Origin of the sequence: Chryseolinea serpens (genome assembly GCF_900129725.1) — a bacterium.
Taxonomy (GTDB): domain Bacteria; phylum Bacteroidota; class Bacteroidia; order Cytophagales; family Cyclobacteriaceae; genus Chryseolinea; species Chryseolinea serpens.
In genome coordinates this window covers 1,075,372-1,091,307 of the sequence record NZ_FQWQ01000002.1, presented here as the reverse complement: position 1 = coordinate 1,091,307, position 15,936 = coordinate 1,075,372, and the positions used below count along the sequence as shown (strand labels likewise).

Genomic DNA, 15,936 nt, shown 5'->3' with positions numbered 1-15,936 from the left:
TAGGGTCTGTTTCTAACCGAAAACGGGTAAAAATTATAAAATTTTTAATAGACAGGGTCCGCCAAAACCTTATTGGGAAATGGAGTGAATTTCATCGATTTTATTCTGAGAAAAGGTCTCGGAAGAGTTGAATTAAATGGTCAGTAAGCTCTTGTAAGAGAGGATTTTAGACCCCCGGACCCAGGGATAGCCCGGTCGTTGAGAAAATGTGAACCCACGCGCATGGGCGGCCGGGACCTGCCCGCTAAACCCTCTTTTTGCGCTTTTTGCCCGCAAACACCTTGCGTTCCAGGCCAATTGAAGCCTTACCGGTGCCCTTTAGGATGACCTGTATGTTTTTTCGGGTAATCACCAGTTGCTGCGGGATCAAATCCAGCCGGTCCACAAAAACATTGATCTTTTCGCCCGACTTCCCCTTCTCGATGCCGTTTTCAATGAGATCCGGCACCTGGTCAATCAGCGGTTGAACATCGATTGTGAGCTTTTCCTGGACAAAGCCCAGGGCATTGTCGTGCAGCATCCAGTCGGCCGTAGTGATCAAGGCGTTTTCCGAATCCACATCAAACCGGAAGTCCTTTACCGAGAACACGGCTTTTGTCGTGTCATAATAAGGAGTACCCCGCAGATAGATATTGCCCACCACGTCGCCCTTCACCTGTATTTTCAAGGCCAGGCCTTCGTCGGTGCCATAGGCTGATATATTTTTCACCGTCGCGGAGTAACCTTCGGCGGCAATGGTCTTTCCTTTTAGTTCTTTTTCCAGGATGGCGTTGACCTTTTCAAAGGGCAACGTGGCCAGCACGAAGATCTTCAGACTGTCGGCGGCCGATGTCTTGGGTTTGTAGGCGGGGAGTGTGGTGTTGGAAGGGGGAATGTCTTCGTCTTCCAGGATGGTTTGTATCGTAGCCTCCAGTTCCACTTCCAGCACCATGAACGGACCGCTCTGGGAGAGTTTTGCTTTCAGGTCGTGGGCATAGGGCTTGAGCCACACCGGCATGCTCTTCTTATTGATGCGAATGGGTTTTTGCAGATCGTTCCAGATTTTGACAATGACCTTTCGTGTGTTCAGCTTATCGCGTAACGCGTCGTCCATCTTGCCGACGAGATCCTCCTGGTGGAGGGCGATGGCCTCTTCCACTTTTTTGCGCAGGTTCACTTTCACCATGGCCACCTTCAGCATCGGATCTTTCACCCAGCGAATGTGTTTCAGCTTCGAGTCCAGTGTCAGGTTCCAGTCTTTGCCAATGCTCACCTGCGTGACCAGGTTCAGGACAACCTCCATTTCCACGGGTTCTGAATTTCTGATAGTGATCGCGCCCAGGTGTTTGATGAACTTGCCCGAGACCAGTAAGGGGAACGAGCAGGTAAGTGCATGCTTCTCCCACGCAATGTCGATCCGCCCGGTGCGGGTCATCTCCAGGTAGAGGCTGTCGCCCTTTTCATTCAACACCATCCATTTCTTCAAAAAGGTGCCCTTCACTTTATTATTGATGGTGGCTTCCAGGCTGTCGACGTGATAGTATACCGGTATCACTACCGTGGACATTGGCGGTGTCAGTTCCGTTTCCAGGAGGGTGGGTTTGGGAGGCTCGGGTTTCACGCGCCCGCATTGAAAAAGGAGCGCTGCGGCCGCAAGACTACAAAATGTGACGATAGCTCCTAACTTCATTTTCATTTCCCTTATACTTGTGTAGATTCACTATCAACACTTAAGATATGAAGAAGTTATTACCCGCCCTGCTCATTCTCGTCACGTTTTCCATCTCTGCACAGGATAAAGTCGAAAAGGCACCGCTCGTAAAAGAAGGCGATGGGCCTTACCCTCAACTCATTATCCGTGGTGTGATGCTCATCGATGGCACCGGTGCGCCGCCCATTGGGCCCACCGATATTGTGGTGAAACAAAATAAGATCGTCTCTATCCAGACCGTGGGCTATCCCGGCGTGGCCTTCACCAGCGATCGCCGGCCCAAGTTGGAACCGGGAGGGAAGGAGCTGAACGCCGAGGGCATGTACCTCATGCCCGGTTTCATCGACATGCACGGTCATATCGGTGGCTCACAAGCCCCCAGCGCTGAATATGTTTTCAAACTGTGGATGGGGCATGGCATTACGACCATACGCGAACCTTCGGCGGGCAACGGGCTGGATTGGGTGTTGGAAGAAAAACGACTGAGTGCCGAGAACCGCATCACCGCGCCGCGCATCTGGGCGTATACGGTTTTTGGTCAGGGCAGCAAAGATCCCATCAGCACACCGCAGCAAGCCATCGACTGGGTGATCTTAAATAAGAGCAAGGGCGCCGACGGCATCAAATTTTTTGGTGCCCGTCCCGAGATCATGGATGCTGCCCTTCGAAAGAACAAAGAGCTGGGGCTGCGCTCGGCATGTCACCACGCCCAGGTGGACGTGGCCCGCTGGAACGTGGTGAACTCCGCGAAAGCGGGATTGACGTCGATGGAACATTGGTACGGTTTGCCCGAAGCGCTCTTCACCACGCGCACCATCCAGGACTATCCCCTGGACTACAACTATCAAAATGAACAACACCGTTTCGCCGAAGCCGGCAAACTCTGGAAACAAGCTGCACCACCCTACAGCGAGCATTGGAACGAAGTGATGAACGAATTGCTCTCGCTTGACTTCACCCTCGACCCCACCTTCAACATCTATGAAGCCAGCCGCGACCTGCACCGCGCCCGTCGCGCCGAATGGCACGAGGAGTACACGCTGCCGTCGCTGTGGGCATTTTATCAACCCAGCAAAATTTCGCACGGCTCCTACTGGCACGAATGGGGCACCGAACAAGAAGTGAACTGGCGCGAAAACTATCAGCTCTGGATGACGTTCGTGAACGAATATAAAAACCGCGGAGGACGTGTGACCACCGGATCCGATTCAGGTTTCATTTTTCAACTCTATGGTTTTGCCTACATCCGCGAACTGGAGTTGCTGCGCGAAGCAGGATTCCACCCGCTAGAGATCATTCGCTCCGCTACACTTTATGGAGCCCAAGCCCTTGGAAAAGACAAGGAGGTTGGCTCGGTCGAAGTAGGCAAACTGGCAGACTTTGTTATCGTAGAAGAAAACCCCTTGAAGAATCTGCAAGTGCTCTATGGCACGGGAGCCATAAAGCTCACCGACGATAATAAAGTTGTCCGCGTAGGAGGTGTCAAATACACCATCAAGGACGGTATTATCTACGACGCCAAAAAACTCCTGGCCGATGTACGCAAGATGGTCGCCGACGAAAAGCAGAAGAGCGGGTTTGTCTTGAAACAGCCGGGCACCAACTAGTATTTTCCTTTGCGTTGCCTTTGCGGGCTTGCTTGCCCGCTTTGCCCGCCGAAGCTTTAGCGAAGGAGGGCCCAAGCTTTAGCGAAGGAGGGCCGAAGCTTTAGCGAAGTTTCAAAGTGATTTAAAGCTCACTTACATTTGGTGAGCGCCACTTTGCTATCCGTGAATGTCACTTTCTTCTTGTCGGCATAGAGCGACGTATCGTTCCGCTCAATGTGTTCGCCAATGCCCTCGACCAAAGAATTGTCAACCCATTGAAAGATGACTTCACGCACACTGGTCTTTCCTTCTGACGAGAACGTATAGTAGGCGTCCACCGTATTTCCCTTCACGGTACCCTTGATGGTGCCGGTGTTCTTGTCTTTTTCTGCCAGCGAATAGAGCAGACTGCCGGACACAGCATCGCCCGTCACCTCCAGTTGAAGTTCAATGCTCGACCCCCCTTCATGAAACGCGTAGCACCCCGGTTGCGGCCCGCCTTCGGAGCTGGTTTCGGATGATTGTTCTTTGCCGCCGTGACAGGCTGCGAGCAGAGCGACTACAACGACAAACGATAATTTTGATTTCATGATCCGGGGGTTTGATAGTACTAACAATGCGAACGACCTAAGGTTTAACCCTCATTCATGCGCCAACCTCAATCAACTTATTTTTTTTGGAGCCGATCCCAAACGGCTTAAGATATCCTGGTAATATGCCTCGCCGTCTTTGTTGATCTTTTCAACGTTCACGCCCGTGGCTTCGAGGAGATCCAGCTTATGTTTGGAACCGGCCACGAATTTCTGAGGCGTGTAGTATGTGATCGTGTTGGGCACAAGTTTGGGTTTCTTGATCTTGATGCGGGCGCGGTAGGTCAACAGCCACCAGAGGTCAGTTTCCACAAACCCGAGCGTGAGCCCGATGATGTGGATGTCGGTCGTAAAAAAAAGATCCAGCCACGAGCTGCCATCGAGGAAGCCGGTCTCCAGGCGTTTGATGAGGGGGAGTTGATATTTTTTGGAGGCATACTTTGTTCCCGTAGCCACGTAGTTACGGATGTTCTGCAACTGGCCGCTATAATGTTCAAAACCCAGGTTCACGGAATTGGGATGAAGCCGGTCGCCATGCACGTGCCACACGCGCTTGTTGCCGGCGCGATAGTGCCGGAAAACGCTGTAGAGCATCTCTTTGACAATGCCCTCGTTTTTTTTGGGCTCGAATCCCTCGACAGAGAAATCGTAGTTGGTGGTGATGATGTCGTCCGTTGGCAGGGCGCGGAGAACATCGTAGAGTGGGTGCTTTTTGATTTGCGACACGTTGTCGCAGATCGATTTTTTGAGTTGGGTTTCGGAAACCCCTTTTCGCTTTAGGTTGGCACCGGTGAGAAAGATCTCTTCATACAAGAGTGGGAATTGTTTTTTCTTTTCTTCGTCGATCGTAAACCCGATGTCGGCGGCGAGTCGCTGCAGGAGGTTGTCCCAGCTGTTGTCGGCATCGAGGTTATTGATGCCGTTGCCGAGCAGGATGGAAAATTTTTTCATGGAGAGGGTGCTTTGTTATTTCAAAATTTAGTTAAAACGGTAGCGTGAAGTTAGTGGATTGAACGAAGATCTTATGGGTTGGGGTTTCGCCGGCCGTAAAATGAAAAACGCCAGTTGCGGCACTGGCGTTTTTAAAACCCTGTAAATGTGATTATTGTACTTTCCTGGAAAAATATACCTGAACGCCGAAACTCAGGGCGACGGCGGGGAGTTTGGAATGGACCACCGCGGGATCAACTTCGTGTTCATAGTCAAAAGAATTCCTAACCGATTGATAGTAGACTTTGCCCTCCAGTCCAACGCTTTTGTTGAGAAAATAAACACCACCAACACCGCCATGGAAAATGCGCGTCGTTTCGGTAGTAGAGTAGTAATGGGTTGTGGGAGGGGTATACGGAAAGTCGGTGAAGTCCACATAAGGACCACGACTCCACGTCCATCCATAGCTATAGCTTGCTTCCGGGAAAATGGCCCAGCGACTTCCCAATAGAAAATAATACCGTACAACGGGTCCGATGGAATAGGAATTTGAGTGCTCGTTCGTATCGCCTCGTTTCGTCCGGGTGTAGCTATAGGGTGTGATCAATCCAACGGCCAAACGATCGGCCACGAAGTAGGAGACGTTTGGATCGATGCTGATACTGATTTGCTTGTATTCGTAAGTAGAGGTGGAGTAGGTCGTAGTGGTGGCGCTCGACGTCTTGTTCTTTGTTTTAGAACTGGAAAATTTCAGTGTGCTGCCCAGGAGGAGCGTGCCTTTTTCGGTTTGTCCGTAACTGGCAGTGACCAGGAAACAGAGAAACACGCCGGTCAGAAAAGTATGAGAAGTTTTCATAATGCAAGAGGGTTGTGTAAACGCTATTCGGATCGTGTGAATAAGGAAGAGATTTACTGCGCGCTTCTACCGAGGTAAATCTGTACGCCGGCACTGAAGTTAAGAGACGTGATGTCCGTGCTGCCATTTTCGAGGAAAGATACCTGGCGGGCGCTATAGTCGCTGTGCGAAGCATCGTAGTAGAATTTTCCTTCCAGGCCAATGCTTTTGTTGAGAAAATACACCCCTCCGATGCCGCCCTGGAACTCGTGCGTGTTGCCGTTGGATTTGAAAGTCTGGTTGTTCGAGTCGGTCAGCAGGAGGGGGTTCTTCATCCATCCATACGTGTAGCTGGCCTCCGGGAAAATAGCCCAATGGTTCCCCAATAGAAAATAATACCGTGCGATGGGGCCAACGGCATAGGTGTGACCGGTTGCGTGCTGGTCGTTCGCAGTGATGCGTGTATACGTGTAGGGTGTGATCACGCCAACGGCCAGCCGCTTGATGACAAAATATGAGATGCTGGGACTGAGCCGGATGTTCACTTGTTTTGAATCCGTGGGAAAGGTGGTTCCTCCATTCGCAAAAGTGGTTGTGTTGTCGCTATGCGAAAAGGTCAACGAACCGCCTAGCAGCACGGTGCCTTTTTCGGTTTGTCCATAGCCGGACAGTGCAGCAACGCAAAGCGCTGACACCAGGATAGATTTGAGTTTCATGGTCGAGGGATGGATAGACAATTAATGTTTACAATAGCTGACAGGGGGTAACGAAAAATACGAAATGAAACGACAGCTAGTATAACCGTTAATAAAAAAATGACTGGAAGGCCAACGGTGGTGAGAGTCATAAGGAGGCACAACGGGTAAGTGCCTCCTTATGGCACACTTTACTTTTTATTCCTGGCAAAGTATATCTGTACGCCCAGGCCAAAATTAAAAGAAGGTTCGTCGATACTCTTTATGCCGTAGGAAGCCTCTACGTACCGGGTATGTTGCGCTTGATAGAACGCCCTTCCTTCCACGCCGACACTTTTGGTAAGGAAATAGACCAACCCCACACCACCCTGGAAACTGCTCATCTTTTCCGTCGTTTTGGTATAGACCACCGAATAAGGATTCTGCGAAATGATGTTCGGATACTTGTTCCAGGTCCACCCATAGCTGTAGCTTACTTCCGGGAAAATGGCCCATTGACTTCCCAACGGAAAATAGTAACGCACCGTTGGGCCAACGGAATAGGTTTTGCCGGTCGAGATCATCTCGGTGTTCAAGTCGGATGTGGAATTTGATCTTGTATAGCTGTAGGGCGTGATCAGCCCAACGGCCAGCCGATCGATGATAAAATACGAAATGCTGGGCTGCGCGGCGATCGAGAACCACTTGCTTTCTGAAATGATGTTGGAATTGCTTGTGCCGTAAGTAGTGTTGGCATTGCGGGTGAACCCGATGGAGCCACCCAGCAAGAAGCTCCCTTTGTCGGTTTGGCCATAGCCTGCGATGGCGATGAAACAAAAATATAACAGGAGTTGAAACGTAACGTTGATTTTCATAATGCGAAAAATAAGAATGGCGATTGGAGTGTTGACTATTGTGTATTTCTGGAGAGGTATACTTGCAACCCTATCGTGAAATCAAAGGCGTTGTTATCAGAGTGGTCCAGCCCGACGTCGGTGCGATTGTAGGTATCACGCATGGATTGATAGCGGAATTTTCCTTCCACGCCAATGTTGGGGTTAAGAAAATAGACCAATCCCAGGCCACCTTGCAAATTTCGTGTGTTGCCGCGATACGTAACGGGGACCCTGTCGCCACCACTGAGATAGGAGTAGCCCCTGGTCACTGTCCAGCCGTAGCTATAACTTGCTTCCGGGAAAATGGCCCACTGGCTTCCCAGGGGAAAATAATACCGGATCAGTGGCCCGACAGAATAGGAGGTGTACGTTGTTTTTTGATCGGCGCCATCTAGTTTAGACCACATATACGTCAATGGGGTCACCAGGCCAACGCTCAGGTGGTCGATCACAAAATAGGAAACGTTGGGATCGATGCCGATCGTTGATTGCTTTTCCTTGCGGGAAGTGGCGGAGTAATTATAGGCTGTGTTCGTGTGTCCGCTGGAAAATCCCAGGGCTCCGCCTAATAGAAAAGTGCCTTTTGAAGTTTGAGCGAAACTCGAAGAAACGGCCAGGCAAAGCCATAGCGCCGCCAGGGAAGTAAATAGGTTTTTCATGGTAAAGGAAACTGCTGTTGAATGATGGTTACTTATAACTGTTTGAGAGAGACCGTAAAAATAGGAATCTACATGAGGATTTTCAATACAACGTTGTCGCTGGATAATATTATATCCGCCCGAATAAATTTTTGCTCTACACCTTTCGCGCAAAGTACATTTGTACCCCGACTGTGAAGTTAAGTGACGATTTGCCCTCGCGACTCACGATGGGATCGGTCAGATCGTCGCGCCTAAAGGAATCGTTGTTGGATCATGTTCGGGGGAATAGGTATCTGATAACGGTGAGATGTGGCGATCTGGTGTGAGGGAATAATAATTTATAAATGCCTGGTGATCGACGGATAAGAAGTGGTAAGGAGGCCGGGGAGGTTCCTCCTTACCGCTTCGGTTATTTTGCGTTTCGGGCAAAGTAGATCTGCAAGCCTACGTTAAAATTGAAGGACGTTAGGTCGTTGCCGGTCTGAATGGTGCCCGTGCGTTTGCCACGGTCATAAGAATCCGTTGAGCTCTGATAGTAAACTTTTCCCTCTATGCCAATGCTCGGGTTCAGGAAGTACACCAACCCGACGCCGCCTTGAAAAATGTGGGTGGTCCCGTTTACCTGGAGATTTTCGATACTGCCCGAGGTGGGAATAAAATAGGGACTCTTGGTCCAATTCCATCCGTAGGTGTAGGCCACTTCCGGGAAAACGGCCCACTGATCCCCTAACGGAAAATAGTAGCGTACCACGGGACCGATGGAGTAGGTAGTGCTGGTCGATTGCTGGTCTTCTACTTTTATTTTGGTGTAGCTCAGGGGCGTGATCACGCCAACGGACAGATGGTCGATCACGAAATAAGAAATGCTGGGGCGGAATGAAAACGTGGTGCTTTTGCTTTCATAGTTAAAGGCGCTGCTGGAATAGCTGACCTTGTCCTTGTCGCTGGAGAATCCTAGGGAGCCTCCCAGCAGGAAGCTTCCTTTTGTGGTTTGGGCATGGACTGCAGGGCCGAGAAGACATAGGCATAACGCGGCCAGGGAAATAAATCTGACTTTCATGATTTGAGGGGTTAAGATAAATTACGATTACTGTTGCGATAACCAGTTAGGTAGGACCTTACGAAAATAACGAAAGCGATCGACAATTCCACTCCGTCGAACGGTCGGAACGGGCAGAATAAAAATGTCCACGACCGGTCTAGCGCGCTTTGCGGTAGGTTTAGGATGGTGTTCGACATTTCGTATCTTTATCCCATCAAGAAGTGCTAAGAACCATCCGCCTGTCCAATCCGCTGCGTTTACCGTAGGCTTGGACATGATCACAGCATCCAGGATCACAGGATGCTGAAATTCATTTATCTATTTTATTCTCATCACATGAAGTCAAAACATGTTCTTGCCGTGGGGCTATGCGCATTCGCTTGCCGGGCCACATGTGCACAAACCACAAACGATCACACCATGGAAACTCCTATGTCAAATAAAGAACTCGTACTCGATTTTTGGAAACGCGCCATTGGCCAGGGTAACCTGGAAGTAGCGGAACAACGCATCGCCGAAAACTACATCCAACACAGTGCTTCGGGCAAGCCGGGAAAGGCAGCACTACTGGAGGCCTTGACGATGCTCAAACAAGTGCCAAAACCTGAAAACCCACCGAAGCCGTTCATGCGCGTCATCGCCGATGGCGACTACGTTGTGCTTCACATGCTGATTTCCTTCGGCGGCCAGACCATGATCGTGCTCGACATGGTACGCTTGCAGCAGGCTCAGTTTGTCGAACATTGGGATGCGATCCAGCCCATGACCGAGGCCACAGCCAAAACCGCCATCGAAGGCCCAACCCAGATCGATGATCCCGGGCAAACCGCATCCAACAAGCAGCGGATAGCGGACTTTGCTCAAGTGGTATTGAAGGAAGGGCGATGGGAGCGCGCGGCAGATTTTGTGTCTCCGGCGATCATCGCTCATGACCCTGAGTCCCGGCCCGGGGTGTCCGGCTGGAGAGAGATGCTTCAACGCTACACCCTGGAGAAGACCTATCGCATCGTTGGAGAAGGAAACTTTGTCATGACACAATCCCGTGTCCTTCAAAACGAAACGCCTTACGTCTGCTATGATTTCTATCGCCTGGACAACGCCAGGATTGTCGAGCATTGGCGCGTAAAGCAACCGATACCGGCAACACTTCCTCATAACAATGGTATGTTCTGATCCTTGCCAAATGTTTTTTTTTCGTGGCGACGGGCCGGGACAATGCAGGGTAAATTATTTTATCTTCGTCCCGGTCCAAAGCCCGAAAGATCCCATGAAACAAAACCTGGTTCAGCTCGCCCTGGTGGTTGCCGACTACGATGAGGCCATTGCCTTTTATGTCGATAAACTAAAATTCACCCTGTTAGAAGATACCACGCTTAGCGAAACAAAACGCTGGGTTAGGGTGGCGCCGCCGGGTTCGGAGGGATGTTGCCTGTTGTTGGCCAAGGCGGCCAGCGATGAACAAAAAAGCCGCGTGGGCAATCAAACCGGTGGCAGGGTTTTCTTATTCCTGCATACCGACAACATCCGGAGAGATCACGAAAACCTCAAAGCACAAGGCGTCACCATTGTCAGACCGCCACAGACTGAGTCCTATGGCACGGTGCTGGTGTTTGCCGACTTGTATGGAAACCTGTGGGATCTCATTGAACCGCCGACCGTATAAATACGAAGCACTTTCGTCGTCGCACAAGGGTTATTGTTTTTTCTTTGGCTCCGGAAGCCAGCCGAGGTGTGTGTGCTTGAAATGATCCGGATATTTCAATCCATAACCGAGGATCCTGTCGAGGGCGCTGTGTCCGAACAAAAGCAATCCCGTAAAGGCCACCCAAGGCATTTGAAAATAAACGCCAGCCACGTATAACGCGATGGCTAGTCCCTTGTGATGCGCCAGGTTGTAGCAAGCTGCGCCAATCCGTGTGTTGACCAGATATCCGAGCATGCTCAGGTCGGGCGCAAGAAAAAGAACGGCGTATAGCCATCCCGCCTGGGGAAGGGATTGCAAGAGAAAAATAGCGAGAAAGAATTCCAATGCTTCTTCTAACCGGAGCAGATTTTTCATAGGGATATGGGATGTTCGGGAATGTTTTATCTTTCCTGTAAAGATAATGTTTTGAGCGAGCGAACAACGCCCATACCCGCCTACTGCTCCAACGCCACCCGAATGGCCGAGATGACCGCCGTGGTGCTCACGGGTCTTGGTAAATTCTTGTTGGTAGATTGGCTCCATTTGAAATTCTGGTATGTCACGATAGCATGCCTGTTGTGGATCGCCTACATTTTTTATCGCATCAAAACCAATCCGGGTGCTCCGGCGTATTGGGGTTTCGGGAAGGAAGGCTTCCGAAGCAGCTTGCGCTGGATTGGGCCGGTGTCGCTCACCGCGCTCGGGAGTTCGATCGCCTTTGGCATCGTGCGGGGAACGCTGGTTTTCAATTGGCATATTCTTCCCATCATGATCCTTTACCCATTGTGGGGAACGATCCAGCAATTTCTCATCATCGGGTTGATCGCGCGGAATATGGAGGACTGGGAGGGACGCCGAGCGGGAAAAGCTCTTATCGTTGTGGTTAGTTCATTGGTGTTTTCAATCGTTCATTTCCCATCGATACCTTTGGTGGTGGCCACCGCCCTGTTGGCGATCGGTTATACGATCCTTTACCTGCAGTATAGAAATCTTTGGATACTGGGACTCTTCCATGGATGGCTGGGATGTTTCTTTTATTTCTTTGTTTTGGGAAGAGACCCGTGGCTGGAATTTGTGAGCGCGGTGAAATGACGGGATATTATGACTTCTTTACCGTCATATATTTTCGCCACCACCATTGAAACACGATCAGTCCCCAAATCCGCGCATGCACATCGCCGGGGTTGGATGAAAAAAGTTGACGTTTCAGCGCAGCGATCGCGGCATAATCAAAGATCCCTTGTTCCGACACAAATTTCTCCGACAACAACTCCTCTTCAATGAGCGACCGCATCTCTCCCCTAAACCATTTTAGCAACGGCACTTCAAAGCCTTTCTTTGGCCGGTTATAAAGCTCCTCCGGGAGAACATCGCGAAAGGCATCCTGTACGATGCGTTTCCGCATGCCGGGGTTGATCTTATATTCCACGGGTAGGCTGAACGCAAAATTCACCACCTCATAATCCAGGAAAGGCACGCGTACTTCAAGACCATTCGCCATGCTCATCAGGTCGACCTTCGTGAGCATGTCATCCGGAAGCACGAGGTGCATGTCGGTGAGCAAAATGTCGTTGATGTTTTCTTTTTCGGGAAGATCACGGAGAATGTTCTGTTGGCGCGACGCGAAGTTATCGAGTTCTACGTTGGCGCGTACTTCAGGTTGCAGCATGTTCAGGGCCTCGTCTTTGCCCGCATAACCGGCCCACTGCCAGTAGCGGTCGCGCGACGAGAGCTTCATGCCTTCGCTGAACCGTGCGAGCTGGCGTATTTTATTCGTAAGCGCACCGCTGCGGGATTTGGGCAGGACTTTCCAAAGCGAACCGAGCGCGCCCACCAGATTTTCCTTCCAGCCTTTGTCGGTGATCTGCCGGAACGCAGCGTGCTTATTGTAACCGGCAAACATTTCATCCGCTCCATCGCCGGAGAGCGCTACCGTGGCGTGTTTCCGCGTTTCCTTGCTGAGGATATATACCGCAATGGCCGACGAGTCGGCAAAGGGCTCGTCGATATAGTTTAGGATGGATTGCACATGGGTATACAGGTCATTGTTCGTGAGCGAAAAAACCGTGTGTTCCGTTTTGATCTGCTTGGCGACCAGCCGCGCATAATGGGTTTCGTCAAAGAACTTTTCATCGCGATACCCGATCGAGAAGGTGTGCAGATCGGGTTTGTGTTTGCTGGCCAACGCCGCAACAATAGACGAGTCGATGCCACCACTGAGAAAAGACCCCAACGGCACATCGGCTACTAACCGGCGTTGCACGGAAGCCTCCAGCAAGCGCTTGAATTCTTCTTTGGCGGCATCGTAGGATAGTGGACTGTTTTCGGCTTTCTCGCGATCGTAGGGGATCTCGTAATAACGTGCCATTTCTATTTTCTGGCGGCTGATCTTCAGGTAATGTCCGGGCAACAATTTTTTCACATTGCTGAAGATCGTGTCGGGGGCGGGAATATAGTTGAGCTGCAGGTAGGTGTACAGCGAGGTGTGATCCAGGTTGCGTTCGATGCCAAACTGCAGCACGGATTTCATTTCGGATGCGAAAATGAACTTGTCTTCATCAAAAAGATAAAGCAGGGGCTTGATGCCAAAACGGTCGCGGGCCACAAAAAAGGTTTGGGCCTGTCGGTCGTAGATGCAAAAGGAAAAAAAGCCGTTTAGTTTGGGAAGACAGTTTTCTTTTTGCTGGATGTAGAGCTTGAGCAACACCTCCGTGTCGGATTGCGTGAAGAAGGTCACTCCTTTGGCTTCGAGTTCTGCGCGCAGTTCGCGGTAGTTGAAGATCTCGCCGTTGAACACGATGCAGTAGCGTTTTTCGTCGTCCCACATCGGTTGGTTGGCGACGTCGCGGGTGTCGATGATGGAGAGGCGGCGGTGACCCAAGCCAACCCATTCATCGATGTAGATGTCCTGGAAATCGGGGCCGCGTTTTTCCAGGGCCATGGTGGCATTGGTAATGTGGATCTTGTTGAATTTGCCGACAAGGTTGAAGGCGAAAATACCGGTGATGCCGCACATGCTGGTAGAGCGATTGAATTTGGGGGAAAGTTAGAAAAGTTTGGGGATTGCTTGTGTGGGTTGAGGGTGATCCCCCATAAGGTTTTTAACCGCCCGCCTTCGCTAAAGCTCCGGCGGGCAAGCAAAGAAGTGGCAAAGGGGGGTTAAAACAAATCGGCGTTTTGGGCATTATACAGATAACCGAAAAGACATGAGCCCGATTGATCACATCCGCGTCCAAAGGAAAATGAAGGCACGACAAAAAAAGCGACTTGAATTTAAACAGAACGCCGAGGCGCTTACCCTTGGGGTGGAGCTTGAATTGCAGGTTTTGGATGGGGAAAGCCTCCTGTTGACGCCGCGCGCGGCGGATGTGCTGGAGCGTGGCGAGGACGAGAAGTTGAAGCCCGAATTTTTCCAGAGCACGCTGGAAGTGATCACCGACGTTTGTCATACCCTTCACGCAGTGGAATCCGACCTGAAGCATTCGCTGCAGTTGGTGTCGGCCAAAGCGCACACGCTGAATTTAAAGATCGCCTCCACGGGCACACATCCGTTGGCGGACTATCGCGAGCGGCTCATCACGCCCTCTAAACGCTATGAAGAACTGATCGACCGGAACCAATGGATCATCCGCCGCATGGCGGTGTATGGCATGCATGTGCACATTGGGATGCCTTCCGGCGATGCCTGCATCCGCTACAATTATTTCTTTATGCATTTTCTCCCGCACATCCTGGCGCTGTCGGGCAGTTCACCGTTCTGGCAGGGAAAATATACTGGGTTGTCGTCCTGCCGCCCCACGACTTACGAAGCGTTGCCCACTGCCGGCATGCCCTACCTGGTGCGGAACTGGGATGAGTTTCAGAAGTTGTATCGTTTCCTCATCCGAACCCAAGCTATCGAAAGCATGAAAGACCTTTGGTGGGATTTGCGCCCGAGTCCGCACTATGGCACGCTCGAGTTGCGCTTCTGCGACGAACCGGCCACCCTGTATGAGATCATGGCCATCGTCACGTTCATCCAACTCCTGGCCCACTGGTTTCGCGACCACGAAGAAGAATGGACAAAATCATTTACCTACCTGCATCGCTGGATCTTCCGCGAAAACAAATGGCGCGCCATTCGCCACGGCCTCGACGCCGACGTAGTGCCCACACGCCGCGGAAGCCCCAAACATATGCGCGACGACATCCAAGAATGGATCCTGAAACTGGAACCCTATGCTCGCGCGCTAAACTGCACGGAATATCTGGCCCGCGTCACCGAGATCGCCACCAAAGGCAACAGCTCCCAACGCCAAACCCGCGTCTTCCAAGCCACCAACGACCTCGACGCCGTCATCCGCCACAACGTCGCCGAATTCGACAAGGGCATGCCGATCTGGTGAGTGTTTCTTAGTATTCAATCTTATTTCGGCGGTGCCACCATCATATCCTCCAAGATCTTCTTCATCTCCGCCGTGCTTTTCTTTGCAATCAAATAATGCCGGTTCCCCTTAGAAACCACCCAACTATTCTTCCCATCCTCTGCGATCTGGGGAAATCCTGTCCCCAGCGTCCAATAGTCACGCACCCCTCTCACGGCATACAGCACCGCCGTCTGATCCCAACTATGGCGGTTCTTTTTCGCGTCCACCTGCGGATTGGTCTCAAACGCAAGACGCACCGGACTGTTTTCAGGTGTCTCGGTAATTAATCGCTCCCCCGTCATAATGGCTTTGCCGATCTCAAACCCGGAATACACCACCGGCGTTGGCCAATGCTCTTCCACATACTGCGCCGCATCCGGACAAATGCGAATGTTCCACTCATTGCCCTTCGGATATTCCGTTCCCATCGACACCAATTGCACCACCTTTTTCTTCACCAGCGCGGTGCCGTCCAGGGGGCTGAGCGAATCTCCTTTAGATTGGAGTAGGTCGGCTAATAATCGCTGGGGGCCCACCACCACGATGGTCACGCTGCGATCGGGTTGGGTGGAAAGTATTTTGCGATACAATGCCACAGCGTCCGGTGCATTCTTGCCCGATTGCAAATCGTTGGGCAACGCCGCCAGCTTGCTATTATAGAAATCGTTGTGCTTGCCTTTGTATTCATAGGTGCCTTTATAGGTGCCCACCGGAATGTTGGGCTTCCCGTAGTAGGTATTTTCGGCATCGATGGCCGCAGCGCCCAGGTCGTCGTTCATGGGATAGACCGTGGCCAGAATTTCGGCCTCACCGTTGTAGGCCAGTTGGTGAAGGATCGCCAACGCGGCCGCGTCGTCACAGTCGTTGCCAAAGTCGGTGTCGAGAATGATCTTGACCGTCTTTGTTCTTTGTGCCATGGAGGAGACGCTGATCAGGAGAAGAAAAAGGAAGGTGAGTCTCAT

General features: G+C 51.3%; 16 protein-coding genes. 5 read left to right on the top strand and 11 right to left on the bottom strand.

Features of this window, described 5'->3' with window-relative positions; all coding sequences use genetic code 11:
- Positions 1 to 244: 244 nt before the first annotated feature.
- Positions 245 to 1,669, bottom strand: coding sequence for a DUF4403 family protein (locus BUB30_RS18475; protein WP_178377145.1), 1,425 nt, complete (start codon positions 1,667 to 1,669; stop codon positions 245 to 247).
- A 47-nt stretch (positions 1,670 to 1,716) separates the two neighbouring features.
- Here BUB30_RS18475 and BUB30_RS18470 point away from each other — a divergent pair, with 47 nt between their 5' ends.
- The gene (locus BUB30_RS18470; protein ID WP_073136748.1) at positions 1,717 to 3,297 is read left to right on the top strand and encodes an amidohydrolase family protein; all 1,581 of its coding nucleotides are present in this window, start codon (positions 1,717 to 1,719) and stop codon (positions 3,295 to 3,297) included.
- 128 nt (positions 3,298 to 3,425) lie between these two features.
- On the opposite strand, the gene BUB30_RS18465 is transcribed toward BUB30_RS18470, so the two are convergent.
- The 7 genes from BUB30_RS18465 to BUB30_RS18435 form a co-directional block, all read right to left on the bottom strand.
- Positions 3,426 to 3,866 (bottom strand): hypothetical protein, encoded by a 441-nt coding sequence (locus tag BUB30_RS18465; protein ID WP_073136746.1) that lies wholly within the window; start codon positions 3,864 to 3,866, stop codon positions 3,426 to 3,428.
- 72 nt (positions 3,867 to 3,938) lie between these two features.
- Entirely contained in the window at positions 3,939 to 4,817 is an 879-nt protein-coding gene (locus BUB30_RS18460) for an SIR2 family protein (RefSeq protein WP_073136744.1), read from the bottom strand.
- Between the two features lie 151 nt (positions 4,818 to 4,968).
- On the bottom strand, positions 4,969 to 5,652 hold the full coding sequence (locus BUB30_RS18455) for a porin family protein (RefSeq protein ID WP_073136742.1): 684 nt from the start codon (positions 5,650 to 5,652) through the stop codon (positions 4,969 to 4,971).
- 53 nt (positions 5,653 to 5,705) lie between these two features.
- Entirely contained in the window at positions 5,706 to 6,347 is a 642-nt protein-coding gene (locus tag BUB30_RS18450; protein ID WP_073136740.1) for a hypothetical protein, read from the bottom strand.
- 170 nt (positions 6,348 to 6,517) lie between these two features.
- On the bottom strand, positions 6,518 to 7,180 hold the full coding sequence (locus BUB30_RS18445) for a DUF3575 domain-containing protein (protein WP_073136738.1): 663 nt from the start codon (positions 7,178 to 7,180) through the stop codon (positions 6,518 to 6,520).
- A 35-nt stretch (positions 7,181 to 7,215) separates the two neighbouring features.
- Positions 7,216 to 7,860: an outer membrane beta-barrel protein gene (locus BUB30_RS18440; protein ID WP_073136736.1), complete on the bottom strand. Its 645-nt coding sequence runs from the start codon at positions 7,858 to 7,860 to the stop codon at positions 7,216 to 7,218.
- A gap of 391 nt (positions 7,861 to 8,251) precedes the next feature.
- Positions 8,252 to 8,902, bottom strand: a complete 651-nt coding sequence (locus BUB30_RS18435; protein WP_073136734.1) for an outer membrane beta-barrel protein — start codon at positions 8,900 to 8,902, stop codon at positions 8,252 to 8,254.
- Between the two features lie 414 nt (positions 8,903 to 9,316).
- Here BUB30_RS18435 and BUB30_RS18430 point away from each other — a divergent pair, with 414 nt between their 5' ends.
- Together BUB30_RS18430 and BUB30_RS18425 are read left to right on the top strand one after the other, a co-directional pair.
- Entirely contained in the window at positions 9,317 to 10,057 is a 741-nt protein-coding gene (locus tag BUB30_RS18430) for a nuclear transport factor 2 family protein (RefSeq protein WP_143164977.1), read from the top strand.
- Positions 10,058 to 10,151: 94 nt separating this feature from the next.
- Entirely contained in the window at positions 10,152 to 10,547 is a 396-nt protein-coding gene (locus BUB30_RS18425; protein WP_073137404.1) for a VOC family protein, read from the top strand.
- A gap of 30 nt (positions 10,548 to 10,577) precedes the next feature.
- Here BUB30_RS18425 and BUB30_RS18420 read toward each other — a convergent pair whose 3' ends face one another.
- On the bottom strand, positions 10,578 to 10,943 hold the full coding sequence (locus BUB30_RS18420) for a DUF4260 domain-containing protein (protein ID WP_073136732.1): 366 nt from the start codon (positions 10,941 to 10,943) through the stop codon (positions 10,578 to 10,580).
- A gap of 51 nt (positions 10,944 to 10,994) precedes the next feature.
- On the opposite strand from BUB30_RS18420, the gene BUB30_RS18415 reads away from it, so the two are divergent.
- Positions 10,995 to 11,660, top strand: a complete 666-nt coding sequence (locus BUB30_RS18415) for a CPBP family intramembrane glutamic endopeptidase (RefSeq protein WP_143164976.1) — start codon at positions 10,995 to 10,997, stop codon at positions 11,658 to 11,660.
- 7 nt (positions 11,661 to 11,667) lie between these two features.
- On the opposite strand, the gene asnB is transcribed toward BUB30_RS18415, so the two are convergent.
- Positions 11,668 to 13,584, bottom strand: a complete 1,917-nt coding sequence (gene asnB, locus BUB30_RS18410; protein ID WP_073136730.1) for an asparagine synthase (glutamine-hydrolyzing) — start codon at positions 13,582 to 13,584, stop codon at positions 11,668 to 11,670.
- 190 nt (positions 13,585 to 13,774) lie between these two features.
- Here asnB and BUB30_RS18405 point away from each other — a divergent pair, with 190 nt between their 5' ends.
- Complete coding sequence (locus BUB30_RS18405) at positions 13,775 to 14,953, top strand: carboxylate-amine ligase (RefSeq protein ID WP_073136728.1); 1,179 nt, start codon at positions 13,775 to 13,777, stop codon at positions 14,951 to 14,953.
- A gap of 20 nt (positions 14,954 to 14,973) precedes the next feature.
- Here BUB30_RS18405 and BUB30_RS18400 read toward each other — a convergent pair whose 3' ends face one another.
- Positions 14,974 to 15,936: a nucleoside hydrolase gene (locus tag BUB30_RS18400; RefSeq protein ID WP_073136726.1), complete on the bottom strand. Its 963-nt coding sequence runs from the start codon at positions 15,934 to 15,936 to the stop codon at positions 14,974 to 14,976.

Coding starts and splice junctions, on each gene's coding strand:
- BUB30_RS18465 (WP_073136746.1), bottom strand. CDS start 3,866: ATGAAATCAAAATTATCGTTTGTCGTTGTAGTCGCTCTGCTCGCAGCC.
- BUB30_RS18405 (WP_073136728.1), top strand. CDS start 13,775: ATGAGCCCGATTGATCACATCCGCGTCCAAAGGAAAATGAAGGCACGA.
- BUB30_RS18455 (WP_073136742.1), bottom strand. CDS start 5,652: ATGAAAACTTCTCATACTTTTCTGACCGGCGTGTTTCTCTGTTTCCTG.
- BUB30_RS18435 (WP_073136734.1), bottom strand. CDS start 8,902: ATGAAAGTCAGATTTATTTCCCTGGCCGCGTTATGCCTATGTCTTCTC.
- BUB30_RS18445 (WP_073136738.1), bottom strand. CDS start 7,180: ATGAAAATCAACGTTACGTTTCAACTCCTGTTATATTTTTGTTTCATC.
- BUB30_RS18430 (WP_143164977.1), top strand. CDS start 9,317: ATGTCAAATAAAGAACTCGTACTCGATTTTTGGAAACGCGCCATTGGC.
- BUB30_RS18400 (WP_073136726.1), bottom strand. CDS start 15,936: ATGAGACTCACCTTCCTTTTTCTTCTCCTGATCAGCGTCTCCTCCATG.
- BUB30_RS18450 (WP_073136740.1), bottom strand. CDS start 6,347: ATGAAACTCAAATCTATCCTGGTGTCAGCGCTTTGCGTTGCTGCACTG.
- BUB30_RS18440 (WP_073136736.1), bottom strand. CDS start 7,860: ATGAAAAACCTATTTACTTCCCTGGCGGCGCTATGGCTTTGCCTGGCC.
- BUB30_RS18425 (WP_073137404.1), top strand. CDS start 10,152: ATGAAACAAAACCTGGTTCAGCTCGCCCTGGTGGTTGCCGACTACGAT.
- BUB30_RS18470 (WP_073136748.1), top strand. CDS start 1,717: ATGAAGAAGTTATTACCCGCCCTGCTCATTCTCGTCACGTTTTCCATC.
- asnB (WP_073136730.1), bottom strand. CDS start 13,584: ATGTGCGGCATCACCGGTATTTTCGCCTTCAACCTTGTCGGCAAATTC.
- BUB30_RS18475 (WP_178377145.1), bottom strand. CDS start 1,669: ATGAAGTTAGGAGCTATCGTCACATTTTGTAGTCTTGCGGCCGCAGCG.
- BUB30_RS18420 (WP_073136732.1), bottom strand. CDS start 10,943: ATGAAAAATCTGCTCCGGTTAGAAGAAGCATTGGAATTCTTTCTCGCT.
- BUB30_RS18460 (WP_073136744.1), bottom strand. CDS start 4,817: ATGAAAAAATTTTCCATCCTGCTCGGCAACGGCATCAATAACCTCGAT.